This window comes from Geodermatophilus sp. SYSU D00700, from assembly GCF_054050255.1.
Genome location: NZ_JBJGZA010000004.1, coordinates 199,222 through 224,245, shown reverse-complemented (window position 1 = coordinate 224,245; position 25,024 = coordinate 199,222). Strand labels below are relative to the sequence as shown.

The 25,024-nt window shown below is 77.2% G+C and carries 27 protein-coding genes; 12 read left to right on the top strand and 15 right to left on the bottom strand.

The annotated features are described in order from the left end of the window. Positions 1-118: 118 nt before the first annotated feature. Positions 119-523, bottom strand: coding sequence for a VOC family protein (locus tag ACI79V_RS05625; RefSeq protein ID WP_456887443.1), 405 nt, complete (start codon positions 521-523; stop codon positions 119-121). Between the two features lie 24 nt (positions 524-547). Here ACI79V_RS05625 and ACI79V_RS05620 point away from each other — a divergent pair, with 24 nt between their 5' ends. Continuing rightward, a complete protein-coding gene (locus ACI79V_RS05620) occupies positions 548-1,333 on the top strand; it encodes a DUF72 domain-containing protein (RefSeq protein WP_456887442.1) in 786 nt (261 codons plus the stop codon). Here ACI79V_RS05620 and ACI79V_RS05615 read toward each other — a convergent pair whose 3' ends face one another. Then, a complete protein-coding gene (locus ACI79V_RS05615) occupies positions 1,334-2,329 on the bottom strand; it encodes a Gfo/Idh/MocA family protein (protein ID WP_456887441.1) in 996 nt (331 codons plus the stop codon). A gap of 34 nt (positions 2,330-2,363) precedes the next feature. Here ACI79V_RS05615 and ACI79V_RS05610 point away from each other — a divergent pair, with 34 nt between their 5' ends. Next, positions 2,364-2,651, top strand: coding sequence for a DUF4031 domain-containing protein (locus ACI79V_RS05610; RefSeq protein ID WP_456887440.1), 288 nt, complete (start codon positions 2,364-2,366; stop codon positions 2,649-2,651). Here the strand turns inward: ACI79V_RS05610 and ACI79V_RS05605 are convergent. The 3 genes from ACI79V_RS05605 to ACI79V_RS05595 form a co-directional block, all read right to left on the bottom strand. Further along, positions 2,611-3,228: an HD domain-containing protein gene (locus ACI79V_RS05605; RefSeq protein WP_456887439.1), complete on the bottom strand. Its 618-nt coding sequence runs from the start codon at positions 3,226-3,228 to the stop codon at positions 2,611-2,613. The two genes, ACI79V_RS05610 and ACI79V_RS05605, sit on opposite strands and share 41 nt — an antisense overlap. Next, positions 3,225-4,496, bottom strand: a complete 1,272-nt coding sequence (locus ACI79V_RS05600) for an ArgE/DapE family deacylase (RefSeq protein WP_456887438.1) — start codon at positions 4,494-4,496, stop codon at positions 3,225-3,227. The genes ACI79V_RS05605 and ACI79V_RS05600 overlap by 4 nt, the downstream gene beginning before the upstream one ends. A 214-nt stretch (positions 4,497-4,710) precedes the next feature. Then, complete coding sequence (locus tag ACI79V_RS05595) at positions 4,711-6,096, bottom strand: glucose-6-phosphate dehydrogenase (RefSeq protein ID WP_456887437.1); 1,386 nt, start codon at positions 6,094-6,096, stop codon at positions 4,711-4,713. Positions 6,097-6,265: 169 nt separating this feature from the next. On the opposite strand from ACI79V_RS05595, the gene ACI79V_RS05590 reads away from it, so the two are divergent. Next, positions 6,266-6,391: a hypothetical protein gene (locus ACI79V_RS05590; protein ID WP_456887436.1), complete on the top strand. Its 126-nt coding sequence runs from the start codon at positions 6,266-6,268 to the stop codon at positions 6,389-6,391. 38 nt (positions 6,392-6,429) lie between these two features. Then, positions 6,430-9,363: a helix-turn-helix transcriptional regulator gene (locus tag ACI79V_RS05585; protein ID WP_456887435.1), complete on the top strand. Its 2,934-nt coding sequence runs from the start codon at positions 6,430-6,432 to the stop codon at positions 9,361-9,363. 13 nt (positions 9,364-9,376) lie between these two features. Here ACI79V_RS05585 and ACI79V_RS05580 read toward each other — a convergent pair whose 3' ends face one another. The 3 genes from ACI79V_RS05580 to ACI79V_RS05570 all read right to left on the bottom strand — a co-directional run bounded on the left by ACI79V_RS05580 (position 9,377) and on the right by ACI79V_RS05570 (position 12,072). Next, on the bottom strand, positions 9,377-9,619 hold the full coding sequence (locus ACI79V_RS05580; protein ID WP_456887434.1) for a DUF6458 family protein: 243 nt from the start codon (positions 9,617-9,619) through the stop codon (positions 9,377-9,379). Positions 9,620-9,789: 170 nt separating this feature from the next. Further along, positions 9,790-11,577: a DEAD/DEAH box helicase gene (locus tag ACI79V_RS05575; protein WP_456887433.1), complete on the bottom strand. Its 1,788-nt coding sequence runs from the start codon at positions 11,575-11,577 to the stop codon at positions 9,790-9,792. 189 nt (positions 11,578-11,766) lie between these two features. Continuing rightward, the gene (locus tag ACI79V_RS05570) at positions 11,767-12,072 is read right to left on the bottom strand and encodes a hypothetical protein (RefSeq protein ID WP_456874896.1); all 306 of its coding nucleotides are present in this window, start codon (positions 12,070-12,072) and stop codon (positions 11,767-11,769) included. A 226-nt stretch (positions 12,073-12,298) separates the two neighbouring features. Here ACI79V_RS05570 and ACI79V_RS05565 point away from each other — a divergent pair, with 226 nt between their 5' ends. The 4 genes from ACI79V_RS05565 to ACI79V_RS05550 all read left to right on the top strand — a co-directional run bounded on the left by ACI79V_RS05565 (position 12,299) and on the right by ACI79V_RS05550 (position 15,354). Continuing rightward, on the top strand, positions 12,299-14,230 hold the full coding sequence (locus ACI79V_RS05565) for a DUF222 domain-containing protein (protein ID WP_456887432.1): 1,932 nt from the start codon (positions 12,299-12,301) through the stop codon (positions 14,228-14,230). A 47-nt stretch (positions 14,231-14,277) separates the two neighbouring features. Next, on the top strand, positions 14,278-14,577 hold the full coding sequence (locus ACI79V_RS05560; RefSeq protein WP_456887431.1) for a hypothetical protein: 300 nt from the start codon (positions 14,278-14,280) through the stop codon (positions 14,575-14,577). A gap of 104 nt (positions 14,578-14,681) precedes the next feature. Continuing rightward, a complete protein-coding gene (locus ACI79V_RS05555; protein WP_456887430.1) occupies positions 14,682-14,942 on the top strand; it encodes a hypothetical protein in 261 nt (86 codons plus the stop codon). 10 nt (positions 14,943-14,952) lie between these two features. Beyond that, complete coding sequence (locus ACI79V_RS05550; RefSeq protein WP_456887429.1) at positions 14,953-15,354, top strand: hypothetical protein; 402 nt, start codon at positions 14,953-14,955, stop codon at positions 15,352-15,354. A 50-nt stretch (positions 15,355-15,404) separates the two neighbouring features. Here ACI79V_RS05550 and ACI79V_RS05545 read toward each other — a convergent pair whose 3' ends face one another. After that, positions 15,405-17,090: a DNA repair helicase XPB gene (locus ACI79V_RS05545; RefSeq protein WP_456887428.1), complete on the bottom strand. Its 1,686-nt coding sequence runs from the start codon at positions 17,088-17,090 to the stop codon at positions 15,405-15,407. A 37-nt stretch (positions 17,091-17,127) separates the two neighbouring features. Then, positions 17,128-19,389, bottom strand: a complete 2,262-nt coding sequence (locus tag ACI79V_RS05540; RefSeq protein ID WP_456887427.1) for a helicase-associated domain-containing protein — start codon at positions 19,387-19,389, stop codon at positions 17,128-17,130. A gap of 64 nt (positions 19,390-19,453) precedes the next feature. Between ACI79V_RS05540 and ACI79V_RS05535 the strand changes: the two genes are divergently transcribed. Together ACI79V_RS05535 and ACI79V_RS05530 are read left to right on the top strand one after the other, a co-directional pair. Further along, positions 19,454-19,984, top strand: a complete 531-nt coding sequence (locus tag ACI79V_RS05535; RefSeq protein WP_456887426.1) for a hypothetical protein — start codon at positions 19,454-19,456, stop codon at positions 19,982-19,984. Between the two features lie 97 nt (positions 19,985-20,081). Beyond that, on the top strand, positions 20,082-20,309 hold the full coding sequence (locus ACI79V_RS05530) for a hypothetical protein (RefSeq protein ID WP_456874903.1): 228 nt from the start codon (positions 20,082-20,084) through the stop codon (positions 20,307-20,309). 52 nt (positions 20,310-20,361) lie between these two features. On the opposite strand, the gene ACI79V_RS05525 is transcribed toward ACI79V_RS05530, so the two are convergent. Beyond that, entirely contained in the window at positions 20,362-21,141 is a 780-nt protein-coding gene (locus tag ACI79V_RS05525; RefSeq protein ID WP_456887425.1) for an endonuclease/exonuclease/phosphatase family protein, read from the bottom strand. Positions 21,142-21,167: 26 nt separating this feature from the next. Here ACI79V_RS05525 and ACI79V_RS05520 point away from each other — a divergent pair, with 26 nt between their 5' ends. Further along, the gene (locus tag ACI79V_RS05520; protein WP_456887424.1) at positions 21,168-21,737 is read left to right on the top strand and encodes a nucleotidyltransferase family protein; all 570 of its coding nucleotides are present in this window, start codon (positions 21,168-21,170) and stop codon (positions 21,735-21,737) included. Here the strand turns inward: ACI79V_RS05520 and ACI79V_RS05515 are convergent. Both ACI79V_RS05515 and ACI79V_RS05510 read right to left on the bottom strand, forming a co-directional pair. Beyond that, on the bottom strand, positions 21,727-22,026 hold the full coding sequence (locus ACI79V_RS05515) for a DUF202 domain-containing protein (RefSeq protein ID WP_456887423.1): 300 nt from the start codon (positions 22,024-22,026) through the stop codon (positions 21,727-21,729). The two genes, ACI79V_RS05520 and ACI79V_RS05515, sit on opposite strands and share 11 nt — an antisense overlap. Next, complete coding sequence (locus ACI79V_RS05510) at positions 22,023-22,382, bottom strand: YidH family protein (protein WP_456887422.1); 360 nt, start codon at positions 22,380-22,382, stop codon at positions 22,023-22,025. Before ACI79V_RS05510 ends, ACI79V_RS05515 begins: the two co-directional genes overlap by 4 nt. Positions 22,383-22,484: 102 nt before the next feature. Here ACI79V_RS05510 and ACI79V_RS05505 point away from each other — a divergent pair, with 102 nt between their 5' ends. Beyond that, positions 22,485-22,880, top strand: a complete 396-nt coding sequence (locus ACI79V_RS05505) for a cold-shock protein (RefSeq protein ID WP_456872889.1) — start codon at positions 22,485-22,487, stop codon at positions 22,878-22,880. 8 nt (positions 22,881-22,888) lie between these two features. Here ACI79V_RS05505 and ACI79V_RS05500 read toward each other — a convergent pair whose 3' ends face one another. Next, entirely contained in the window at positions 22,889-23,395 is a 507-nt protein-coding gene (locus ACI79V_RS05500) for a DUF2771 family protein (protein ID WP_456887421.1), read from the bottom strand. Beyond that, positions 23,392-25,005 carry an MFS transporter gene (locus ACI79V_RS05495; RefSeq protein WP_456887420.1) on the bottom strand — a complete coding sequence of 538 codons (1,614 nt, stop codon included), beginning with the start codon at positions 25,003-25,005 and terminating at the stop codon, positions 23,392-23,394. Before ACI79V_RS05495 ends, ACI79V_RS05500 begins: the two co-directional genes overlap by 4 nt. Positions 25,006-25,024: the final 19 nt, after the last annotated feature.

Sequence of the window (25,024 nt, the reverse complement as noted above, 5' to 3'; positions counted from 1 at the left end):
CCCCCCCCCCCCCCGCCCCCCCCCCCCCCCCCCCCCCCCCCCCCCCCCCCCCCCCCCCCCCGCCCCCCCCCGCCCCCCCCCCCCCCCCCCCACCCCCCCCCCCCCCCGGGGAGCGGCCTCAGTCCTCCCGCGGCGGGAAGCAGCAGAACTCGTTGCCCTCGGGGTCGGCGAGGACGTCCCAGCCGATCTCGCCGGCGTCCTCGTCGGCCTCGTGCCCAGGGCGCTCGTCCGAGGCCCGCACCACGGTCGCACCGGCGGCCTGCAGCGCCGCCGAGTCGCCGACGACGTCGAGGTGCACCCGGTTCTTGACCGTCTTCGGCTCGGGCACCGGGTTGAACCAGAGCTCGGGCCCGCGCCCGGCCGGGTCCTCGATCAGCACCGGCCAGTCCCGCTCGCGCGGCGTCCCGTCGGGCAGGGTGTCGCGGCGGACGTAGCCGATGGCGGCGCACCACCAGTCGGCCAGCGCCTGGTGGTCGCGGGCGTCGATGCAGAGGTCCTTGAAGCGGGCGGGTGCGTCGGTCACGACGGGGGAGGGTAGGCCGACCGCGTGGCCGTGGTGATCGGGACCTCGGGGTGGCAGTACCGCGACTGGCGCGGCCGCTTCTACCCCCAGCGCATGCCGCAGCGGCTGTGGCTGGAGCACCACGCCGCCCACTTCGCCACCGTCGAGAGCAACGCCGCCTTCTACCGGCTGCCCGAGCGGGACACCTTCGCCGCCTGGCGGGAGCGCACCCCGCCGGACTACCGCTGGGCGGTCAAGGCCAGCCGCTTCCTCACCCACGTCCGGCGGCTGCGCGAGCCGGAGGAGCCGGTGGCCCGCCTGGTGCAGCACGCCGCGGGCCTCGGCGACCGGCTCGACGTCGTCCTGCTGCAGTTGCCGCCGACGCTCAAGGCCGACACCGGGCTGCTGCGCGACTGCCTGGCCTGCTTCCCGCCCGGGATGCGGGTGGCCGTGGAGCCGCGGCACGCGACCTGGGAGACCGACGAGGTGCGCGCCCTGCTCGAGCGCTACGGCGCGGCGCTGTGCTGGGCCGACCGCGCCGAACGGCCGGTGACGCCGTTGTGGCGGACCACCGGCTGGGGCTACCTGCGGCTGCACACCGGCGCCGAGGGGTGGGGCTACCCGCCGGCGGTGCTCGACGAGTGGGCGCAGCGCCTGGCCGCGACCTGGACCGACGACGAGGACGTGTTCGTATACCTCAACAACGACCCCGGCGGGGCGGCCGTCGTCGACGCGGTCGCGCTCGCCGGCGCGGTGCGGCGGGCCGGCCGCACGCCCACCCGCGTGCCGACGCCGGAGGAGGCGACCGGCGCGGCGTGGAGCGCCGCCTGATCAGTCCAGGACGTGCGGGTCCTCGCGGTGGTGGACGCCCAGCTGGTGCGCCGCCTGCTCGAGGACGTCCTGGACGGCGAGGGTGTCGGCCAGCGGCATGACCGCGCTCTCGGTGCGCCCGGCGCGCAGGCACTCGGTCACCTCGGCCAGCTCGTGGGAGTAGCCCGTGCCGTCCGGCGGGAGGGTGATCTCCTCGGGCTCGGCGCCGGTGCGGTGCAGCACGATCGTGGCCGGGTGGTGGAACCGGGGCAGGACGTCGATCCATCCGCCGGTGCCGAACACCCGCGCGGAACCGGGCGTCGGGTAGCGCAGCGACGTGGTCAGCGTGGCCGAGCGGCCGTCGTCCCAGCCGAGCAGCAGCGCGGCCTCGGCGTCGGCGCCGGTGGGGAAGGTCGAGCCGGTGACGGTCACCGTGTCCGGGGTGCCGAGCAGCATCTGGGCGAAGGAGACGACGTAGACGCCGAGGTCGAGCAGTGCGCCGCCGCCGAGCTCGAGGGCGAACAACCGGTCGGCGGGGTCGTAGGCGCGGTCGACGCCGAGGTCGGCCTGCACCGACCGCACCTCGCCGATCGCGCCGTCGGCGACGAGCTCCCGCAGGCGGACGACGGCGGGCTGGAACCGCGTCCACATCGCCTCCATGACGAAGACGCCGTTCGCCCGCGCGGCCGCGACCACCTCCTGCGCGCCGGCCGTCGTCGCGGTGAACGCCTTCTCCACCAGCAGCGCCTTGCCGGCCTCGATCGCGGCCAGCGCGACGGCGTGGTGCTGCGGGTGCGGGGTGGCGACGTAGAGGACGTCGACGTCGGGATCGGCGACGATCGCGGCGTAGGAGCCGTGGGCGCGCTCGAGCCCGTGCCGCTCCGCGAACGCCTGCGCCCGGTCGGCCGAGCGGGACGCCACCGCGACCGGCCGCGCCCCCGGCACGTGCGCGAAGTCGCCCATCACGCTCTGCGCGATGCGGCCCGGCCCGACGACGCCCCAGCGGATCTCGTCCACGGCGTCGACCGTAGCCGGGAGGCAGACTGGGCCCGTGGCCCTGCTCATCGACACCCCCGTCTGGCCGTGGCGGGGGCGCCGGTGGTCGCACCTGGTCAGCGACGTCTCCCACGACGAGCTGCACGCCTTCGTCGCCGCCGAGCTGGGCATCCCGCGCCGGGCGTTCCAGGGCGACCACTACGACGTCCCCGAGGAGCTCTACGACGTCGCCGTCGCGGCCGGGGCGCAGCCGGTCGGGGCCCGCGAGCTGCTCACCCGGCTGACCGCCGCGGGCCTGCGGGTCAGGAAGCGCGCGAGCGCAGCAGGGCGGCCTCCGCGGTGAGGTTGGCCCGCGCCCGCGGTTCCCACTCCCGTGTGGCCGGCAGCCGGTAGAGCGCCGGCAGCGCCAGCAACGACTCGAGGACGGCGATCCGCCCGGCGGTGAACACCTCGTCGGACAGGTGGGCGTACTCCGCGCGGACGGCGGAGGCGTAGGCCGCGTAGGCGTCCGGGGGCCCGGCCAGGACGGCGAGGTCGGCGTCGCAGAGCACCGCACCGTTCGCGTCACCGGGCGCGGCGTCGTGCCCGGCGGTGAGCAGCACCAGCCGCACGACCTCGTCCAGCCGCGCCTGCGGCACCAGGCCGCGCAACCCGGCCCGGGCCCGCTCGGCGCTGACCTGCTCGTTGTCGCCGCGGCGGGGGTCGTAGACGACGTCGTGGTACCAGGCGGCCAGCGCGACCGCGGCCGGGTCCTCCGCGGCGCCGCCCAGCTCGCGCACCAGCCCGAGGACGGCGGCCAGGTGGTGCAGGTCGTGGTAGCGGCGGTGCGGCTCGCTCCACGCGGCGACGACGGCGGCCCACTCGGTGCGCGCGGTGGGTGAGTCGCCGGTCAGCGCCGCGAAGTCCTCGTAGCCGATCACGCGACCCCGCAGCGCCGGACGGTGAGCAGCGCGAGGGCCCGGGCGACCGCGGTCACCTCGGCCACGGGCACCCGCTCGGCCGGGCCGTGGGCGAGGTGCAGGTCGCCGGGGCCGAGGTGCAGCGTCGGGATCCCGGCGGCCGCGTAGAGCCGCAGGTCGGTGCCGGCGGACACGGCCCGCTCGGGCGGCGGGGGGCCGCCGGCGTCGATGACGGCGCCGCGGACCTGGTCGAGGAGCTCGTGCCCGGGCGGCAGCGCCCCGCTGGCGAAGGCGCCGCCGGTCCAGGTCACCCGCACCGGGTGCGCGGCCAGCCACGGGTGCCCCGCGCAGAACGCGGCGACCCGGTCCTCGAACGTCGCGCGGGCGGCCGGCACGGGCTCGCCCAGCCGCACGCCGTAGCGGCCCTCGGCCACCAGCCGGTCGGGCACCGTCGAGGCCCAGTCGCCGGCGTGCACGGTGCCGATCGACAGCCCGAACGGGTAGCGCTCGCCGGCGAAGCGCGGGTCGGCGCCGCGCTGCCGCTCCGCCTCGAGGTCGCGCAGGTCGGCGTGCAGCTGCGCGAACAGCTCCACGGCGCTGACCCCCCGGTCGCGCATCGCGGCGTGGGCCGCGGCACCGGTCACCTCCAGTCGGAAGGTCAGCGCCCCGGCCGCGGCGGTGACGACGGCGCCGTCGGTGGGCTCGGGGATGACGCAGGCGTCGCCGCGGTGGCCGCGGGCCAGCGTCGCCCACGCACCCAGGCCGCCGTCCTCCTCACCGACGACGCTGTGCAGCGCCACGGGCCGGCGCAGCCGCACGCCCGCGGCCCGCACGGCGGCCAGCGCGGCGAGCGCGGCGGCCAGGCCGCCCTTCATGTCGCAGGCGCCGCGGCCGTGCACCGCGCCGCCGTCGAGCCGCGGGGTGAACGGGTCGCCGGCCCACAGCGCGCGGTCGCCGGTCGGCACGACGTCGGAGTGCCCGCACAGGACCAGCGCGGGGTCGCCGTCGTCGGCGCCGGGGAGCGTGCCGACGACGCCCCACGCCTCCTCGCGCACGACCTCCTGACCGGGCGCGTCCGGAGCGGTCGCGGCCGCGCGCAGGTCGATGGCCCAGCGGTCGACGTCGCAGCCGAGGCCGTCGAGCTCCGCGGCGACCAGCGCCTGCACCTCGCACTCGGCCGCGGTGCCGCCGACCGAGGGGACGGCGACCAGCCGGCACAGCAGGTCGACGGCGGCGGCCTCGTCGACGGCGTCCAGCACGGCCGCCTCGGTCGGCGTCAGGGAGCCCACGGGGCGGAGTCTGGCAGGTGCGGTGTGGCGGCGATCCCGTGTGTCATCGGCCGGGGGAGGGGTACCTTCGGTGTCGTCCGGACCGGGCGATTCTGTGTCCCCGGGTGCCAATTGGATACCGCCTTCGCGGACTACCGCCCCGACCCCGGTCGGGGGCTGGAGCCGCGTCGTGCTTCTCGCCGCGAGGCGACCAGAGCCCGGTCCGGACCCCACCTCAGCCCAGCACCCACCCGCACGGGTCGGCCAGCGCCTGCGCCGCCTCCGGCCCCCACGAGCCCGGCGCGTAGGACCGCACCTCCGGCGGGGCGTCGAGCACCGGCTGGACCGCCCGCCAGGCCTGGGCCAGCCCGGCACTGGTGGTGAACAGCGAGCGGTCGCCGACCAGCACGTCGTGGATGAGCGAGGCGTAGGCCGGCAGCGGCTCGCCGCCGGGCACCGCGCCGAGGTCCAGCGACGCCCCGGCGACCGCGAGGTCGAGGTCCGGGCCCGGCCGCTTGGCGACCAGGCCGAGGTCGAGGGAGCCCGCGCCCGACAGCGACAGCGAGACGGTGTTCCCGCCGCCGGGGGTGGCGCCGACCGGCCCGTCCGGCCGCCGCATCACCAGCGTCACCCGCTGGTGCGACTCGGCCATCCGCTTGCCGGTGCGCAGCAGGAACGGCACCCCGCGCCAGCGATCGGTGTCCACCCAGAGCCGTGCCGCGACGAAGGTGTCGGTGCGGCTGTCGTCGGCGACGCCGTCGAGGTCGCGGTAGCCCTCGAACTGGCCGAGCACGACGTCCTCGCGCGCCAGCGGCCGGAACGCTGCCATCACCGCCTCGCGCGCCTCCTGCAGGTCCGCCGACGTCAGCGAGGCCGGCGGCTCCATCGCGACCTCGGCGGCCACCTGGAACAGGTGGGTGACCAGCATGTCCAGCGTCGCGCCGGTGGCGTCGTAGAACTCCGCGCGGTCGGCGACGTCGAGGGTCTCGGGCACGTCGACCTGCACCTGGGCGACGTGCTCGCGGCTCCACACCGAGGAGAACAGCCCGTTGCCGAAGCGCAGGACGTGCAGGTCCTGGGTGCCCTCCTTGCCGAGGAAGTGGTCGATGCGGAAGACCTGCTCCTCGTCGAGGACCGAGTGCACCAGCTCGTCGAGCTCGCGGAAGTCCGCAGGTGAGGTGCCGTAGGGCTTCTCGTAGACGACGCGGGAGCCCTCGGCCAGGCCGTGGGCGTCCAGGGCGCGGGTGATCCCCTCGAACGCGCCGGGCGGGACGGCGAGGTAGTGCACCAGCTGGGCGTCGGCACCGATCTCCTCGCGCGCCCGCCCGACGACGTCGAGCAGCTGCCCGGGGTCCTCGGGCGTGTGCCCGCCGCCGGCGAAGCGCAGCCGGTCGAGCAGGCCGTCGGCGGGCCCGCCGTCGCCGTGCTCGGCCAGGGTGTCGCGGACGTGGTCGCGGAACTCGTCGTCGGAGCGCTCGCCGCGCCCGCTGCCGACCAGCCGCCAGTCCGCGGGCAGCAGGCCACGCCGCTGGAGCCGGTCGAAGGCCGGCAGCACCATGCGCGCGGCCAGGTCGCCAGTGGCGCCGAAGAGGACGAAGACGGTCGGAGGGAGGTCGGCCATGTGCCCAGCCTCGCCGCCCGGCTCCTCAGGCGCGCGCCAGGCGCGTCTGAGGGGGTCTCAGACCCCAGGGGCGGGCGAGGACTGCCCGGTCGCCCGATGCCCGGGGTGCCGCCTCAGGCCGACCGTGGTCGCCGTCCCCACCGGACGCCACCACGACGAGGAGACGACGATGAGCACCTACCCCGACCCCGGACTCGAGGCGGAGCTGGCCTACCGGCGCGAGGTGCTGCAGGCCCTCGGGCAGGGCACCCGGCGCCGGCCCCGGCGGACCCTGCGGCTGCGTCGGCCTCGCTGACCACGGCGCTGTCGGGGTCGCGTGCCACGATCGGCGCCGTGCCGCGGTGGGACGAGCGACCCCTGGTGGGCCGGGCCGGCGAGCTCGCCGAGCTCGAGTCCGCCGTCGAGCGCGCCGTCGCCGGTCGCGGCTCGGCCGTGCTCGTGGCCGGCGACGCCGGCGTCGGCAAGTCCCGCCTGCTCGACGAGCTCGCCGCCCGCGCGGCCGCCCGCGGCCTGCGGGTGCTCGTCGGGCACTGCGTCGACCTCGGCGAGGTCGGCCTGCCCTACCTGCCCTTCGTCGACCTGCTCCGGCCGGTCGCCGCCGAGCTGGGCGAGGACGCGGCCGACCTGTTCGCTGCGCGGCCGGGCGGCGTCCACGAGCCCGACACCGCCGACCTGCCCAGCCCCGTCCGCACCCTCCGCCCTCCGGTCGACGACGGCCGGCTCCAGCTGTTCGAGTCCGTCGCCGGGGCGCTGGCCGGGCTGGCCGCCGACGCGCCGGTCCTCGTCGTGCTCGAGGACCTGCACTGGGCCGACCGCTCCAGCCGCGACCTGCTGCGCTACCTGCTCGCCCGGCTCGACGACGAGCCGGTGGCCGTCGTCGCCTCCTACCGCTCCGACGACCTGCACCGCCGCCACCCGCTGCGCCCGCTGCTGGCCGAGCTGGTGCGGCTGCCCGGCGTCGAGCGGCTCGACCTGGCCCCGCTGCCCGACGCCGCCGTCGAGGAGCTGGTCCGCGGCCTGGCCGCCGGGGTCCCCGACCGCACGGTCGACGACGTCGTGGCCCGCGCCGAGGGCAACGCGTTCTACGCCGAGGAGTTGCTGGCCGCGGGCCTGGCCGGGGAGACCCTGCCGCTGGGCCTCACCGACGTGCTGCTCGCGCGGGTCGAGCAGCTGGGCCCGGCCGCGCAGCAGGTGCTGCGGGTCGCCGCGGTGGCCGGCCGGCGGGTGCGCCACGAGCTCGTCGCCGCCGTCGGGGGGCTCTCCGACGTCGACCTGGAACGCGCGCTGGCCGAGGCGGTGCACTCCCACCTGCTCGTCGTCGGCCCCGACGGCGCCTACCGGTTCCGGCACGCGCTGCTGCGCGAGGCCGTCCTCGCCGACCTGCTGCCCGGCGAGCGCGTCCGGCTGCACGCCGCGGTCGCCGCGCACCTGGCCGCCGTCCCGGCCGCGGGCACCGCGGCCGAGCGGGCGCACCACCTGCGGGGGAGCAACGACCTGGCCGGCGCCCTGGCGGCCTCGCTGGAGGCCGCCGACGAGGCCCGGCGGGTCGGCGCCCCGGCCGAGCAGCTGCAGCACCTGGAGGCCGCGCTCGCCCTGTGGCCGGCCGTGCCCGACGCCACCGAGCGGGCCGGGCGGAGCCAGGCCGAGCTGCTGCTGGACACCTCGACCGCCGCCCGCCGCGGCGGCGAGCTGCACCGGGCGGTGGCCCTGCTGCGGGCGGCGCAGGAGGTCCTCGGGCCCGACGGCGACCGCGACCTGCGGGCGCGGGTGCACTACACGCTGGCCCAGGCGCTGGCCCGCATCGAGGACCAGGCCTCCGCGGTGCGCGAGACCACGGCGGCGATGGCACTGGTCCCGGCCACGCCGCCCTCGCCGACGCGCACCTGGGCCGCGGCCACGCACGCGCGCGCCTGCTACGAGGTGGGCCGGCGCGCCGAGGGCGACGCCGCCGCCGAGGAGGCCCTGGCCGCCGCCGACGCGCTCGGGCTGGACAGCGCCTGGGCCGACGTCGCGGTGTCGCTGGCCCGCTCCCGCGGCGGGGACGGCCTGGCCACGCGGCTGGAGGAGGCGCTGGTCCGCGCCCGCCGGTCCGGCGACGCCGACGTCGAGATCCGGGTGCTGTTCAACCTGGCGATCGTCGCGTACGAGGGCGGGGCGGTGCAGGAGACGCTGCGCTGGAGCGACGAGGGGCTGACGCGGGCCCGGGTGCTCGGCGTCGAGTGGTCGTTCTACGCGGCGGAGCTGCGCCACCTGGGCGTCGTCTCGCGCTACGTGCTCGGCGACTGGGACGGCAGCCTGGCGCTGGCCGACCGGCTGGCGCGCGTGCCGGAGATGGCGGCGCACGTGCGGGCGGCGGGCCTGCTGGTGCAGGTCGGCCGCGGCGACCCCTCGGCGGCCGCGCGGATCGCCTGGGCCCGGGGCCTGGCCGGCCGGCTCGACACCCACGTGCTGCTCCTGCTGGCCACCGCGGGCGCCGAGATCGACGTCGCCGCCTGGAGCGGCGACCCGGCCACCGCGGTCCGCAGCGCCCGCGGTGCCGCCGCGACGCTGGCCGACCTGTGGGGCGACGAGCGGCTCGCCGTCGTGCGGCTGGTGGCCACGGCGCTGGCGCCGGTCGCCGACGCCGCCGCCACGGCCCGGCTCACCGGCGACGCCGCGGCGCTGGCGGAGTGGACGGCGGCGGGGGAGTCCCTGGTGACCCTGGGCCACGACGCGGTCGCCGACCACGCCCGCGCGGTCGGGCCGCACGGCGTCGAGGCCGCCGCGTGGCTGGCCCGGCTCGACGCCGAGGCCGCCCGGCTGGCCGGTGAGGCGTCACCGCGGCTGTGGTCGGCCGCCGCGGAGGCGTTCGGCTACGGGCACGTCTACGAGCAGGCGCGCTGCCGGTGGCGGCTGGCCGAGGCGCTGGTCGCGGCGGGCGACCGCGACGCCGCACTCGGGCCGCTGACCGCCGCGGCCGGCACCGCCCGGTCGCTGGGCGCGCAGCCGCTGCTGGGCGCGGTGACCGCGCTGGCCCGCCGCGCGCGGCTGGAGCTGCCCGGGGCCGGCCGGGTGGTGGAGACCGCCGCGGTGTTCACGCCGCGGGAGACCGAGGTGCTGGCGCTGCTCGCCCGCGGCCGCACCAACCGGCAGATCGGCAGCGAGCTCTACATCAGCGAGAAGACCGCCAGCGTGCACGTCAGCAACATCCTGGCCAAGCTCGGCGCGGGCAGCCGAACCGAGGCGGTCGCCGTCGCCGCGTCCCGGGGCCTGCTCCCCACGGGCTGAAGAACCCGCGCGGTCAGTAGGTCTCGTCGGTGGTCGTCCGCCGGGCCGGCCCACCGTAGGGGTCGTGCGCCTCGGTCCGGGTGACCCGGCGACGGCGCGGAGCCCACAACGCCACCTCGAGCACGATGCCCAGGGCGCCTGCGGCCATCAGGATCCAGCCGACCACCTGCAGGTCGATGCCGCTGACGTCGACGCGCAGCGCGAAGGTGAGGACGGCGCCCAGCGCGAGCAGCACGATGGCGGTTCCGAGACGCATCGCGGTTCCCTCCCTGCGGCGGGGCCACACCCTCGGGGCTCCCCGGGGTCCGCCCGCCGCGGCGCCCGGGTGCCCCGGCGCCCCGGCGGTGAACCGGTCGCGGGCCCGGGATGACCCGAACGGGTGGCCGCGCTGGTCCGAGTCGTGCACTTCCGCGGACGTGCCCGACCTCAGAGCATCGTGCGGAGGCGCTCGCGGCGGGCGCGCAGCACGTCCACCGACGCCGAGGCCGACGGCGGGCCGGGCACGTGCTGGCGCAGCTGGGTGTGCACCACGGCGTGCGGCGTCGACGTCTTCGCCGACACCCGGCTGACCAGGCGGTTGATCTCCCGCCGCAGCTCGGCGGCGTCGCGCCACGACCGGCCGGCGTCGTCCTCGTCGGGGTGGTCCTCGACGATCGGCAGCTCCCCGGTGTCCTCCTCGTGCACCCGCTGCGCGATCCGCAGCCGCAGCTCGTCGTCGCGCTTGGCCAGCAGCGACGCCGTCTGCTCGGCGGTGAGCAGGCCGGGGATGCCGAGGAAGTCCTCGTCCTCCGGCGCCACCGCCAGCGGCCCGCCGGCCTCGCCGGTGTGCGCCGTCCCCCCGTGCAGCACGTGCGCGAACCGGGCGTCGGCCTCCAGCGCCTCCCACTGCTTGAGGCCCACCGCCTCGCGCTCCTTGGGCGGCAGGGGGTCGAGGTCGAGCGCCTCGGGGTCGGCCGCCTTGGGCGGCGGCATGACGTGGTTGCGCTCCTTCTCCAGCGACGCCGCCAGCCCCAGCAGCGGCCGGACGGCGGGCAGGAACACCGTGGCGGTCTCGTGCGGGGCCCGGGAGCGGACGACGCGGCCGACGGCCTGGGCGAAGAACAGCGGCGTCCGGTAGGAGGTCATCCACGCCAGGACGGCGGCGCGCGGCACGTCGACGCCCTCGGAGATCATCCGCACGCAGACGGCGATCCGAGCCGAGCCGGCCGCGAACCGCTCGATCTTCTTCGACGCCTTGGGGTCGTCGGAGAGGATGAGCTCGGGCGCCTTGCCGGTGATCCGCCTGACGATCCGGGCGTAGGCGCGGGCGTCGTCCTGGTCGCTGGCCAGCACGAGCCCCGCGGCGTCGGGCATGCCGTTCTCGCGCAGGTGGGTGATCCGCTCGTCCATCGCGGCGATGACGTGCGGCACCCACTGGCCCTTGGGGTCGAGCGCGGTGCGCCAGGCGGCCATCTCCACCGAGCGGGTGCCGGCCTCCGACAGGGAGGCGGCGACCACCTCGCCGGCCGAGTTCCGCCAGCGCGAGGTGCCGGTGTAGGCGGCGAAGACGACCGGCCGGACGACGCTGTCGGCCAGCGCCTCCTTGTAGCCGTAGGTGTAGTCGGCGCGGCTGACCAGCCCGGCGCCGGCCTCCCCGGCGTCGCCCTCGAAGCCGTCCTCCTCGTAGCGCACGAAGGGGATCCGCTCGTCGGGCTTGGTGCGGAAGGGCGTCCCGGTCAGGCACAGCCGGCGGGCGGCGAAGCCGTAGGCCTCCTCGATCGCCTCACCCCACGACAGGCCGTCGCCGGCGTGGTGGACCTCGTCGAGGATCACCAGCGTCTTGACGGCGGTGGCGCGGGCGGCGTGCAGCATCGGCTTGCCGGCCACCTGCGCATACGTCGTCACGTAGCCCTGGGTGCCGGCGCGCACCGGGCCGACGGCGTTGGTCAGGCCGGGGTCGAGCACGATGCCCATCCGGTCGGCGGCGTCGGCCCACTGCAGCCGCAGGTGGTCGGTCGGGCAGACGACGATCACGCGGGCGACCTCGCGCCGCTGCAGCAGCCGCGAGGCCAGCGTGAGCGCGAAGGTCGTCTTCCCCGCGCCCGGCGTCGCGGTGACGAGGAAGTCCTTGGGGGCGGCCTCCTCGTAGCGCTCGAGGGCGGCCTGCTGCCACGCCCGGAGCGGTCGGCTGGTCGTCTGCGGGGCGACCGCCCCGGCCCGTGCTGCACTCGCCATCTCGGGGCTCATCCTGCCTGCGGCGGAGGAGACACGCCCAACCGGCCGCCTCCCGCGCGCCTCCCGTGCGACCACGTATACGGGCCGGTCCGTACGCGTCTGACCTGCGCCTTCGTTGTGGCGGCCGACGGTGGGGTGGTGCGCCTCACACGCCGGTCGGACCGGTCCGTCCCGTCGCGGCGGTCACGGTCAGCCGGAGGCGCGCCCCTCGCCGTGGACGAGCCGCAGGTGCGGTCCGGTGGGCACGTCCGCCCGCGGGTCGGGGACCTCGGGCAGGCCGGCCGCGCGCCGCACCCGGTTCTCCGGGACGTCGAGCGCGCGGGCGAGGTGAGCGGCCATCCAGGGGCTGATCAGGGCCCAGCCGCGGGTGTGCGCGATCCGTTCGAGCACCTCCGGCGCGACGGCGCCGCGGGCCCGGCGGGAGGCCTCGACCACCGACCCGCCCAGCTCCCACAGCCGTCGCCGGACGAGTTCCTGGAGGTCCTTCGTGGTCACCCGAGGACGATAGGACGACCGGGCCGGTGGTGGCAGGCTGGTCGTTCGTCCTGGCGCTGATCAGGGCTGGTTCCTGGTCCCGGCGACGGGCTGGCCGTTCTGGTTTCTGCAGCCCCGCCGGTCGTGTTGTGGTCCGCGCCGATCGCTTCCTGGCCGCGAGGCGCTGACCTGGACTTTCTCGACAGGCGCCTTGTGCGACTTCGCAATCGAACGTATGATCGAATAGGTGGCGGGAGTCCTGGCGGTCGACGAGCCCCTGGTGGGGTGGGCGTCGGGGCCGCTGGGGGCGGTGCAGGCCGCCGACCGGGAGATCGCCCGGCAGACCGCGCTGCGGGCCCGGGCGGTGGCCGCGTTCGCCGCCACCCGTCCCGCCTCCGTCGACCGGCAGCCGGGCTCGCCGGGGGCGATGTCGGCCGACCGGTGGGCGGCGCGGGCTGAGGTACTGCGGCCGGTGAGCGAGTGGGCCACCGACGAGCTGGCGGTCGCGCTGGCGCTGTCGGCCCAGGCGGCGCAGCTGCTGCTGGAGCGGTCGCTGACCCTGGTGCACCGGCTGCCGGGCACGCTGGCCGCGCTGGAGTCCGGGGCGCTGCACGTGGGGCACCTGGGCCCGCTGATCGACAAGGTCGCCCCGATCACCGACGACGCCCTGCGCGCCGCGATCGAGCGGGAGCTGCTCGCGTGGGCCGCCGGGCGGCACACCACGCCGGCGCAGCTGGGCGCCAAGGCCCGCCGGGAGCTGCTCACGCGCACCGCCCGCACCGCCGCCGATGACCTGCTGCGCGCGGTGCGCCGGCGCGGCGTGGATGCCCGCCCCGACCGGGTCGAGGGGATGAGCGTGGTCTCGGCACTGCTGACCACCCCGGAGGCGGCCGCGCTGGTCGCCGCTCTCGGTGCCTGTGCCGACGCGCTGCCCGCCGACGGCCGCAGCCGGGGGCAGAAGATGGCCGACTGCCTGCTGGACCTGGTGCTCCGCCCGGGCGAGTCCGGGCTGCCGCCGGTGCAGGTGACCCTGACCGTGGTCGCTCCGGTGGGCGCGCTGCTCGGCGGCGACCAGCCGTGTGAGGTCGACGGGCAGGTGGTCCCGGCCGAGCTGGTCCGGGCGCTGCTGGCCGCCCTCACCGGCCACCGGGCCGACACCGCCGCGACCGACACCACGGCGACCGACACCACGGCGGCCGACACCACCGCGGCCGATGGCGAGGCGGCCGATGGCGAGGCGACCGGCACCACCGCGGCCGACACCGAGCCAGCCGGCACCGACACGGCCCTGGGGGTCGATGCGGTCGGAGCCGGGGCGCCCCTCACCGAGGACGAGCACTTCGCCCGGTGGGCCGAGGAGCTGGAAGCGCGGATCCTGGCCGGGGAGTTCGATGCCCGCCCCGGGCCCTGCTACCTCGACGAGGACCTGCCACCGGACGATCCGCCCGACGCGCACGACACGGCCGACGCCGACGCCGACGCCGATGAGGTGGCCGCACCGGACCCCGATGGCTGGTGGGCGCGCGCCGACCGCGCCGTCGACCAGGCGAGCACCGCCCTGCTCGGGCTCGAGCGCGCCCTCGGTCACGCCCGCCGCACGGTGGCCACCGCGCAGCGCGCCGACGCCGCGGACGAGGCCACCTGGGCACGCAGCGCGGCCGGCCGGATCACCACCGCCCCCGACGTCTTCACCCAGCTGGCCGCGGCCACCGACACCGCCCGCGCCGACCTCGCCGCGCTGCTCGCCGCCACCGCCGGGGGCGGGCTGGCCGACCGGCCCCGGATCGCGCTCACGCACGCGGCCGGCGGTGCGCTGCTGGCCCTCACCGACCTGCCCGCCCTGCACCGCGCCCACCGACGCGGCCACGGCCTGGCCGCTCCCGGACCCGCCGCCGGCTACCGGCCCAGCGCCGCCCTCGACCGGCACGTCCGCGCCCGCGACCGCCGCTGCCGCTTCCCCGGCTGCCGCCGCCCCGTGCCCCGCGCCGGCGAGCTCGACCACGCCACCCCCTGGCCGGCCGACCCCACCACCGCGGCCAACCTCACCGGCTACTGCACCGGCCACCACCGCGGCAAGCACCAGGCCCCCGGCTGGCGCCACGTTCTCGCCCCCGACGGCACCCTCACCGTCACCACACCCACCGGGCTCACCGCCGCCACCACCCCACCGCCCTACTGACGGGTGACCGGCTTCAGGACCGGGCGGTCGAGCCGATGGTCCACAGCGTGATCATCGCCAGCCGCGAGGACATCGCCGAGATGCTCTGGCTCCGGGACGAGCCGGACCTGGCCCGCGCCGTGCTGGACACGGACGACGCGACGTACCGGCGCATCATGGAGGTCGCCGCGCGCCCGGGCACCGGGTCGTGGCTGCACGACCGGGTCGACGAGCTCCTCTCGGCGGCCGCGGTCCGGGTGCTCACCGGAGGTGGACGCCGCCGGCCCCGTCGCTGGCGCGCCCGTTCCCGCGGAGCGTCTGCCCGCTCTCTGGCAGGAGGTGGGGCCGGAGCGGGACCGCCGGCGTGAACACGACCCGGTCCTCGATGCCCTCCACATCCTGGACGACCACTTCCCGGGCGGGGACTGACGTCAGGGCCCCCGCCGGCCGGCCGCGGTGGGATCCTGCCGCCATGACCGAGCCCGAGTACGCCGCGCTCCGCGAGCGCGTGGCGATGGGGGACCGCGACGCGGCCGACGAACTCATCGAGCTCGCCGGCGAGCGGGGCGACCTGGCAGAGCTGCGCCGGCTGGCCGACCTCGGCAACCGCGACGCCGTCGACGAACTCGTGCAGCGGGCCAGCGAGCTGGGCGACCTCGCCGAGCTGCGGCGGCTGGCCGAGGAAGGCAACGCCGACGCCGCCGACGTCCTGCACGAGCTGACCGAGGACTGACGCGCCCGGCATGACCCGCTTCGTGATCGACGCGCCCACCCTGCTGCACCTGGTGACCGAACGCCTCGACGTGTCACCCGCACACCAGCTGGTGGCGCCGCAGGTGCTGCGCTCGCAGGCCCTCGACCTGCTCCTCGCCGCCGTGCGGCGCGGTGAGCTCGAGGAGACCACCGCCCTCGACCGCCACGAGGCGATGACCGCCGTCCGCATCCGGCTCCTGGGCGACCGGGTGTCCCGCCGGGTCGCCTGGGGCCTGGCCGTCGACCACGGCCTCGAGTCGACCACCGTCGCCGAGTACCTGGCCCTCACCCGCCTGCAGGCCGACGCCTTCGTCTCCGTCGACGCCGCGGCGCGGGCCCGGGCGGAGGGCATCGTCCCGGTCGGCACGGTCGACCGGCTCACGGCCGGCTGAGACGGCCGCGGCCCCCGGGTCACGAGGACCAGGGGGCCGCGGGGGAACAGCTAGTCGGCGGGCTCGTCGACCCAGTCGGGGCCGTTGACCTCGCCCGGGCCGGCCAGGTCGGCGGCGTCGACGATCGTGTACGCGTAGCCCTGCTCGGCGAGGAACCGCTGCCGGTGCGCGGCGTACTCGGCGTCGAGGGTGTCGCGGCTGACCACCGTGTAGAAGTGCGCCTGCCGGCCGTCGGCCTTGGGGCGCAGCACCCGGCCCAGCCGCTGGGCCTCCTCCTGCCGCGAGCCGAACGTCCCCGACACCTGCACGGCGACGGCGGCCTCGGGCAGGTCGATCGAGAAGTTGGCGACCTTGGAGACCACCAGCGTCCTGATCTCCCCGCGCCGGAAGGCGTCGAAGAGCTTCTCCCGCTCCCGGTTGGTGGTCGAGCCCTGGATCACCGGCGCGTCGAGCGCCCGCCCGAGCTCCTCGAGCTGGTCGAGGTAGGCCCCGATCACCAGCGAGGGCTCCTCGGGGTGCCGCTCGAGCACCCGCCGGATCACCGGCAGCTTCGACGATGCGGTGGCCGCGATCCGGTACCGCTCCTCGGGCTCGGCGACGGCGTAGGTCATCCGCTCCTCGTCGTCGAGGCCAACCCGCACCTCGATGCACTCGGCCGGGGCGATGTAGCCCTGCGACTCGATGTCCTTCCACGGCGCGTCGTAGCGCTTGGGCCCGATGAGCGAGAAGACGTCGTCCTCGCGGCCGTCCTCGCGGACCAGCGTCGCCGTCAGCCCCAGCCGCCGGCGCGACTGCAGGTCGGCGGTCAGCCGGAAGATCGGCGCCGGCAGCAGGTGCACCTCGTCGTAGACGATCAGGCCCCAGTCCTGGGCGTCGAAGAGGTCCAGGTGGCGGTACTCGCCCTTCCGGCGGGTGGTCATCACCTGGTAGGTCGCGATGGTGACCGGACGGATCTCCTTGCGCTCCCCGGAGTACTCGCCGATCTCCTCCTCGGTGAGCGACGTGCGCGCGATCAGCTCGCGCTTCCACTGCCGCCCTGAGACGGTGTTGGTCACCAGGATCAGCGTGGTCGCCTTGGCCTCGGCCATCGCCGCGGCCCCGACCAGCGTCTTGCCCGCACCGCAGGGCAGGACGACGACGCCCGAGCCGCCGGCCCAGAAGCCCTCGACGGCCTCCCGCTGGTAGTCGCGCAGGTGCCAGCCCTCCTGGGCCAGCTCGATCGGGTGCGCCTGCCCGTCGACGTAGCCGGCGAGGTCCTCGGCCGGCCAGCCCACCTTGAGCAGCGCCTGCTTGAGCCGGCCGCGCTCGGAGGGGTGCACGACGACGGTGTCGGGGTCGATCCGCGCCCCGAGCATCGGCGCCACCCGCTTGGAGCGGACGACCTCCTCGAGCACCGCGCGGTCGGTGGTGGTGAGCACCAGGCCGTGCACCGGGTTGTTGACCAGCGTCAGCCGGCCGAAGCGGTCCATCGTGTCGGCGACGTCGACCAGCAGCGCGTGCGGCACCGGGTAGCGCGAGAAGCGCACCAGCGCGTCGACGACCTGCTCGGCGTCGTGCCCGGCGGCGCGCGCGTTCCACAGCGCGAGCGGGGTGACCCGGTAGGTGTGCACGTGCTCGGGGGAGCGCTCGAGCTCGGCGAACGGTGCGATGGCCGCGCGGCAGTCGCGGGCCTGCGGGTGGTCGACCTCGAGCAGCAGGGTCTTGTCCGACTGGACGATGAGGGGTCCGTCGTTCACGGGATGGGGGGCCTCTCCTCGGCGGGCGTCTGTCTGGTCAACCGTTGCCGGCGGCCGCTGCTTCCTCGTCGGCCAGCGCCACCGAGGTGATCCGGTGCACCGCGAAGGTGCGGTTCTCCTGGCGGCGCTCGTCCCAGCCCTGGAGGAAACCACCGGCCAGTGACACCGGCTGGACCACGCGCTGGCTGCCGCTGCCCTGCGCGTCGACGTAGCCCAGCCACACCGGCACGCCGTCACGGATCGCCCGGGACAGCAGCTCCAGCGTCCCGGCCGTGGTGACCCCCGGGACCTGCCGCACGGGCGCGGACGGGCGGGCGGCCAGCGCGGCGTCGCCGGCCCGGATCTCCCGCACGGTCGCCGCGGCCTCCGCCTCGGTGAGGGGCCGGGCCGCGGCCGACGGCGGCGGCCCGGGTCGGCGGCCGGCCGCGCGGGGACGGGCCGGCGGGCGGGTGAGCACCGCGCCGCCCGGCGACTCCCCGGCCGGGGCGTACCCCGCGGCCCGCAGCACCGTGAGCACCTCGTCGGCGCCGAGCCCGCTGACCAGCACGCCCGGCGCCAGCCGGCGCAGCTCCGCGGCCGCGGTGCGCCGGTCGCCGAGCACCTGCGAGAGCAGGCCGTGGTCGTCGGAGCGCACGTAGCACTCGATCGAGCCCACCCGCAGCCGGCCGTGCTGCCGGGCGACGTCGTCGACCAGGTAGTCCAGCGCCTGCGGCACCGGGGTGCGGGAGGCGCGGGAGAAGAACTCGTGCAGGTCGGTGGCCGACCACCCGGCGTCCAGCGCCCTCCGCACGGAGGACTCCGACACCCGGAACACCGTCGCCCCGCCCGAGGACTCGACGTCGGCGACGACCGACAGCGTGTCGGCGAGCCCGGCCACCAGCGGCCCGGGCGCGACCAGCGTGAGGTCGGGCTGGGCGAGCACGTGGTCGACCGGCTCGGGCAGCAGGCCCTGCACGCCGTCGGCGGCCCCCTCCTCACCGCCGGCCAGCAGCCCCCGGCCGCCCGAGGAGAGCACCCCGCCCACCAGCACGCCGATCCGCGCCGCCTCGGCGAGCATGTCCGGCACCGGCGCGAGCCGGTCGGCGCGCCGCGGCGTCCGCCAGCGCAGCAGCGCCACCAGGTCGTCGGGCGCCAGCCCCGAGCCCGGCGGGGAGGCGGCCAGCGCGGCCAGCGCCGCGCGGCGGATCGCCGGCGCGGTGTGCCGCACCAGGTCGGGGGACAGCGGGTTGACCGCCTTGCCCGCCACGTCGCGCTGGCCGACCAGCGAGGGCAGCCGGGTGCTGTCCAGCCAGCCCGCGGCCAGCGACGCCCACCGGTCGGGGAGCGGCTGCTCGCGCCAGACGTCGTAGCCGCGGGTGGGCAGCCACTCGTCGCGGTGCGGGCCGCCGACGTCGAGCAGGCCGGCGGCGGAGGCCAGCTCCAGCAGCCAGGCGGCGTCGGACTCGGACACCGACAGGGCCCGGGCCAGCCGCTTGCGGTCGCGGACGGCGACCCCGCCGCTGCGCAGCAGCCCGGCCGGCTCCTCCTCGAGCACGGCCAGCAGCTCACCGACCCGTCCGACCGCCTCCAGCGCGGCACCGGCGGCCTGCCGGTCGACGGCGGCCCGGTCCCGCTCGACGACGGCGGGCCGCGGCTCGGGGCGCGGCGGGCCGTAGGGCAGGTCGCCGCGCAGCAGCAGGCCGATCTCGCGCGGCAGCTCCACGTTGAGCGCGTCGATGCGCGCCAGCAGCCCCGCCTGCAGCAGCCGCCGCGCCGGGGAGCCCGCGGCGCCGCCGGTGTCGGGCAGGTGGCCCACCGGCCGGTCGCCGGCCAGCCGCTCGAGCACCTGGCGCTCGGCGGGGTCGAGCGCGCCCACCGCGGCGGGCAGGTCGGCCGGCAGCGACACCCGCAGCTCGGCGGCGCGGCGGCCGAGCCCCGCGGGGTACCGGACGGCGCGGCGCACCTGGTCGGGGGCGTGCAGGACGTCGTCGCCCCACAGCAGTGCCCGTGTGGTCAGCCGCTCGACCGCCGCGGCGACGACGTCCTCGGGCAGCCCGGGCAGGGACGCGGCGACCTCGGCGGCCTCCAGCCCGTCGGTGGGCGCGAGCAGTACGACGTCGAGCACCTGCAGCGTGGCGGCGTCGAGGTCGTCGAGCGCCCGGTCCACCGACACCGGCACCGCCAGCCGGCCGGCCAGGGCGACGACGTCCGACGGCGCGGGCCGGGCCACGTCGGGACGGGCGGCCAGCAGCTCCGCCAGCTGGGCGTCGCTGCGGGTGCGCAGCCACGCGGACAGCGTGGCGGGACGGTCGGCAGGCATCCGGACCACGTTACGTCTGCCGCGCAGGTGCCGCCCCCGAGGCCGCGGGTGCCAGCATGGATGCGTGCAACCGGCCGCCGACGACCCCCACACCCGCGTCGCGCTCGAGGGCTACCGCGCCGGTGCCCTGCGGTGGCTGGCCGGCGGGGTGATCGCCGTCGTCCTGGCCGTCCTGCTCGGCGCGGTGGCGGTCAGCCTGGCCGAGGACCGGGGCCGGCCGCTGCCGCTGGCCGGGCTCGTGGTGGTCGGGCTGGTCCTCGGTGGGCTCGTCGCCGCCGCCGCGGGCCTGGGCGCGCTGACCCGGGCGCTGCGCTGGCGGCGGGCGCTGGCCGCCGTCCCCTGGCAGCGGGGGCTGCTGCGCATCGCCGGCCCGGCGATCGTCGCCTTCGAGCCCGAGGGCTACGACGAGTGGGACCCCGACGACGAGCCGGTGCGGCTGACCCTGGTGAGCACCTCGGTGTGGCGGACCCGCCAGGTGCAGAACCTCGACGGCGGGGAGGTGCGCGCGGCGCCGGTGGGCAGCGGGCAGTGGGTGCTCACCGCGGAGGGGCTGCCGACGCTCTACGGCGCCCGGGCCGCCCGCCGTCCCCGCTGAACCCGTGTCGCAGGCGGGCCTCGTGCGGGTAGGAGCAGGCGCGCGAGAGGATGGCGCCGAACGCGCACCCCGGGGTGCGCCCGAGCACGGAGGCGAGATGGCCAAGCGCAAGGAGAAGCACGCCCACCTGGTCGAGCCGACCTGGGGGCAGTCGGAGAACGCCGGCCCGCCGGTGACCGAGTTCCTCGGCGAGATGGCCGGTCCGCTGTCCCCGTTCGGCGAGGACCACAGCTTCCCGCTGCCGCCCGAGCGCATCCGCTACGCGCACCCCACCGACAAGCCCAACCGCGCCGGGGTGCAGCTCCCCGAGAACCGGCGCCGCTGACCGCCGCCCGTGCCGCCGGCCGCCCGGGCCGGTGGCACGGGTGCCCGCCGGGTCAGGTGGGCTCGACGTCGACGACGAGTCCCCGGTGGTCCGACAGGGGCAACCGCACCGACTCTGCCGGGCCGGTGGTGGCCAGCCGTCCGCGGACCAGCACGTGGTCGAGCTGGCGGGTCGGCCGCTCCGCCGGGAAGGTCAGCCCCCGGGCGAGGGGGCGCATCCCGCTCACCAGCGTGGCCTTCCGCGGCTCCATGTTGAGGTCGCCCATCACGACCAGCGGCTCGCGCGTCCCCCGCAGCGCCCGCACCAGCCGCCGCAGCTGCACGGAGTTCCAGTACGGCACGAACGACAGGTGCGTGCAGGCGACGGTGAACTGACCGTGCGGGCCGTCGAGGACGGCCGCGACGGCCACCCGCGGCTCCTCGCTGACCAGCATCGGCCGCCGGGCACCGCGGAACCACACCGGCACCCGCCCGGGCAGCGCCGGCAGCCGCACCACCCGCCACGACACCACCGGGTGGCGGGAGAGCAGCGCGATGCCGTAGCTCGCCGCGCCGGGCTGCTCGTCGCCGGTCGCCGCCATCCAGGTGCCGCCGGGCGTCCCCGACAGCGCGGCGACGAACTGCGAGTCGACCGCGCCCATCGCCTCGGCGGCCACGGCCGTGAGGTCGGCGTTCATCGAGCGGGGCTGGTCGCGGTCGACCTCCTGCAGCCCGAGCACGTCGGCGTCGAGCGTCTTGACGGCCGAGGCCAGCCGGTCGACGTCGACCCGGTCGTCCTCCGGGGTGCGGCCGTGCAGGATGTTGAAGGTCGCGATGCGCACGAGGAGTGCCATGCCCGCGCCCGGGTAGCTGCACGCGCGTGCAGCCATCCGACCGCGACGAGATCCGGGACCTCCTCAAGCGCGTCGCCGTGGCCCTCAAGGAGGGCGGCGTGCCCTTCGCCCTGTGCGGCGGCTATGCGGCCTGGGTGCGCGGCGCCCCCGAGCCCGACCACGACGCCGACTTCCTCGTCCCCGCCGCCGAGGCCGAGCGCACGGTCAAGGTGCTGCACGACGCCGGCCTGCAGGTGCAGGACCCGGCCGAGGACTGGCTCACCAAGGTCGTGCAGGGCCAGTCGTTCGTCGACGTCCTGTGGCGCACCTGCGGCCGGCCGGTGGAGACCGACCTCATCGAGCGCGCCGAGGACCGGGCGGTGCTGTCCGTGCACATGCCGGTGCTCGCGGCCACCGACATCCTGGTCACCAAGCTCATGACGCTCGACGAGCACTACTGCGACTTCTCCCGGCTGTTCCCGGTGGCGCGGGCGCTGCGCGAGCAGGTCGACTGGAGCACCGTCCGGCGGGAGGTCGCCGACAACGACTTCGCCGTCGTCTTCCTCGACCTGCTCGGCCGACTCGGCGTGCTCGACCCGGAGGTCGTCAGCGGCTGAGCACGCCCGCGGCGGCGGCCAGGGCCGCGACCACCACCGCCGCACAGGCCAGGGCCACGGGCACCGGTGCCGACGCCGGTGCCCGGTCCAGCGCCCGGGCCCGCCACGGCGCCAGTCCGAGCAGCACGGCGAGCCCGCAGAGCCCGGCCACCGCGGCCGTCACGAAGGGGACCACCGCGCCCGACCGCAGCCCGTGGTGGCCGAGCAGTCCCGCGACCGCCAGCAGGCCCAGCCCGGTGCGCTGCCACGCCAGCCCGGTCCGCTGCGGCTGGGTCTCCGGCCCGCTCACCCGCCGGTGACCTCGACGGCGAGCAGCACGCCGACGAACAGCACCACCAGCACCACCCCGACGGTCAGGGCCGTGGTGGCCGGTCCCGTCGGCAGCGGACGGTCCGCGGCGATGGCCCGCTCGTTGTCGCGCCAGCGCGCGTAGCCGGCCAGCGCGGTGCCCAGCCCGGTGGCGACCAGCGCGAGGCCGACCGCGCCTCCGCCCCACGCCGTTCCGAGGGAGGGCACGTAGGAGGCCACCGCCACGCCCCCGGCGACCAGCGCCAGGCCGGTGCGCAGCCAGGCCAGCAGCGTGCGCTCGTTGGCGAGGGTGAACCGGTAGTCCGGGTGGCCGGGCGGACCGTCGGCGGGTGGCACCCGGCCAGGCTAGGGGCGCGGGGCGGCTAACCTGGGGACAGGCAGCAACACCGTCCGCCGGCCGCCCGGCCGGACCACCCCCGAGCGACCGAGGGATCCAGCGTGCCCACCGGCAGAGTCAAGTGGTTCAACCCCGAGAAGGGGTTCGGCTTCCTCTCGCGCGAGGACGGGCCCGACGTCTTCGTGCACAAGGACGCCCTGCCCGCCGGCACGGCCGAGCTCAAGCCCGGCCAGCGGGTGGAGTTCGGCATCGTCGCCGGTCGCCGGGGCGACCAGGCGCTGCAGGTCCGCGTCCTCGACCCGCTGCCGTCGGTGGCGGCGAAGGTGGCCGAGTCGCGGCGGAAGAAGCCCGACGAGCTGGTCCCGATCATCGAGGACCTCATCAAGCTGCTCGACGACGTCTCGAACTCGCTGCGCCGCGGCCGCCACCCCGACCGCGCCGAGTCGCGCAAGGTCGCGGCGGTGCTGCGGGCGGTCGCCGGCGACCTGGAGGCCTGAGCGGCGGGTCAGCCCGCAGGCGTCGCCGACGGCGTCGTCGGGGTCGGCTCCCCGAGGTCCCCACCGGCGCGCAGGAAGCCGATCGGCCAGGACCCGGTGAGCAGGCACTCGCCGTGCCGGTCCTCGACGACGACGAGGTAGAACGCCGGCGGGACGACGTCGGAGCTGTTGATGCCGTCGAACTCGGTCGTCCCGGTCTCGACGTCGACCTCGCCGAGCTTCTCCTCCAGCGTCTGGTCGAAGACCTGCACCGACCAGCCGTTGGCCGCGACGTCGTCGGGCACGGTGAGGGTGATCGTGGTGTCGGGGGAGACCTCGATGATGGGTGGCGTCGCCCGGTAGGCCTGGCCCTGGCCCTCGGCGCAGTACTGCGTGGGCCGGACGGCGACCTCCTGCGGCCCGGCGCTGACCGTGACGTCGGGCGGGTCGCCGGCCGCCGACGAGCCGCACCCGGCCAGCACGGCGGGGAGCGCGCCGGCGAGCAGGACAGCGGCGGCGCGGGGGGACGTCCTCACGGGCGGGGTGCCTCCGGCACGGTCGGGGCGTCGGGCGCGGGCGCGCCGGGGGCGGTGGGCACGCCGGGGACGGTGGGCGCCCCGGGGTCGACCGCGGCCCAGCGGCGGCGCGGGGTCCAGAGCACCAGGCCGACGGCGAGCACGAGCAGCGCCGCGGCGACGGTGAAGCCGAGCCAGCCGATGGGCGGCAGCGCGATGCCGATGGCGCCGCCGACCACCCAGGCCAGCTGCAGCACCGTCTCCGAGCGGGCGAACGCCGACGCGCGCAGGCTCTCGGGCACCTCGCGCTGGATGATCGCGTCGAGCGCCGACTTGCCCAGCGCGTTGGCGACCGCCGCGACACCGGCGACCGCGGCCGCCGTCGCCAGGCCGAAGAAGACCGCGGCGAGCACGGTGACCGCCGCGGCCGCGCCGGCCGACCAGACCACCACCCGGTCGGGGTCGGCGGCGTGCAGCCGGGACCCGATGCCGGTGCCCAGCACGCTGCCGGCGCCGGCGGCCCCGGCGATGGCGCCGAGCGCCAGGGTGGACTCCCAGCCGCCTTCGACGGTGGCCTGCACGAGGAACGCCGAGAAGATGGTCAGGAAGCCGCCCAGCCCGCGCAGCGCCGCGTTGGCCCGCAGCGCCAGCACCACGTGCGGGTTGACCGGGCGGCGCCGCCGGCCGGTGACCGGCACCTCGCCGGTGCTCAGCACGTCGGCGGGCTGCTCGCCGGTGGGGACGTCGACGTGCCGGGGCAGCCGTACCGCCAGCACCCCGGTGACGGTGAACACGAGGGCGATGACCCACAGCAGCGGCGGGAAGCCGAACGCCCACGCGATGCCCGCGCCGAGAGCACCGAAGACCCCCGCGGTGACCAGCCCGAACACCGACAGCCGGGCGTTGGCGGAGGTCAGCGACATCGCGCCGGGCAGCACCCGGGGGACGACGGCGGCGCGCAGCACGTTGTGCGCCTTCGACAGCACGAGGACACCGAGCGCCGCGGGGTAGAGCCACAGGTCGTCGTGGTGCGCGGCCATGACCAGCGCCAGGGCCGCCCGGCCGAAGGAGGCCGCGCCGAGCGCCCAGCGGCGGCCCCGCTGCAGCCGGTCGAGCAGCGGGCCGATGACCGGCGCGACCACGGCGAACGGCGCCATCGTCACCAGCAGGTAGAGGGCCACGTTGCCGCGCTGGGCGTCGGAGGCGGCGGCGAAGAACAGCGTGCCGGCCAGCGAGACCGCGACCAGGGCGTCGCCGGCCATGTGCAGGGCGTTGACCCAGAGCAGCTGGCTCAGCCCGCTGTCCCCGGCACCGTCGGCGCGGCTGGCGGCCCGCACGCGGGCGACCCCGGCACGGGTCAGTTCGCGGCTGCGGGCCACGGCGACCCGGGTGACCGTGACCCGCGGCTCGGCGGCGGGCTCGGCCGCAGGCGGCGGCGCGGGGGGCAGGGCCGGCTGCCCGTACGCGGGCGGCGGCGGGCCGTACCCCGGCGGCGGCTGCGTCACCCGCCCGGGCAGGTCGAGCGGCGCGGTGTCCATCCGGTCGGGGTCGGTGCGGTCGGGCGGGACCGCACCGGACCGCGCCCGGCGCAGCCGACCCCGGCGGGACCCGGGCGGGCGCGAGGACGGCACGCCCCCATGGTGCCGTACC

Bases quoted from the DNA above. Each gene is read 5' to 3' on its own strand.
- ACI79V_RS05595 (WP_456887437.1), bottom strand. From the start codon at position 6,096: ATGGCCGACCTCCCTCCGACCGTCTTCGTCCTCTTCGGCGCCACTGGC.
- ACI79V_RS05530 (WP_456874903.1), top strand. From the start codon at position 20,082: ATGGCCAAGCGCAAGGAGAAGCACGCCCACCTGGTCGAGCCGACCTGG.
- ACI79V_RS05555 (WP_456887430.1), top strand. From the start codon at position 14,682: ATGACCGAGCCCGAGTACGCCGCGCTCCGCGAGCGCGTGGCGATGGGG.
- ACI79V_RS05525 (WP_456887425.1), bottom strand. From the start codon at position 21,141: ATGGCACTCCTCGTGCGCATCGCGACCTTCAACATCCTGCACGGCCGC.
- ACI79V_RS05540 (WP_456887427.1), bottom strand. From the start codon at position 19,389: ATGCCTGCCGACCGTCCCGCCACGCTGTCCGCGTGGCTGCGCACCCGC.
- ACI79V_RS05575 (WP_456887433.1), bottom strand. From the start codon at position 11,577: ATGGCGAGTGCAGCACGGGCCGGGGCGGTCGCCCCGCAGACGACCAGC.
- ACI79V_RS05550 (WP_456887429.1), top strand. From the start codon at position 14,953: ATGACCCGCTTCGTGATCGACGCGCCCACCCTGCTGCACCTGGTGACC.
- ACI79V_RS05590 (WP_456887436.1), top strand. From the start codon at position 6,266: ATGAGCACCTACCCCGACCCCGGACTCGAGGCGGAGCTGGCCTACCGG.
- ACI79V_RS05580 (WP_456887434.1), bottom strand. From the start codon at position 9,619: ATGCGTCTCGGAACCGCCATCGTGCTGCTCGCGCTGGGCGCCGTCCTC.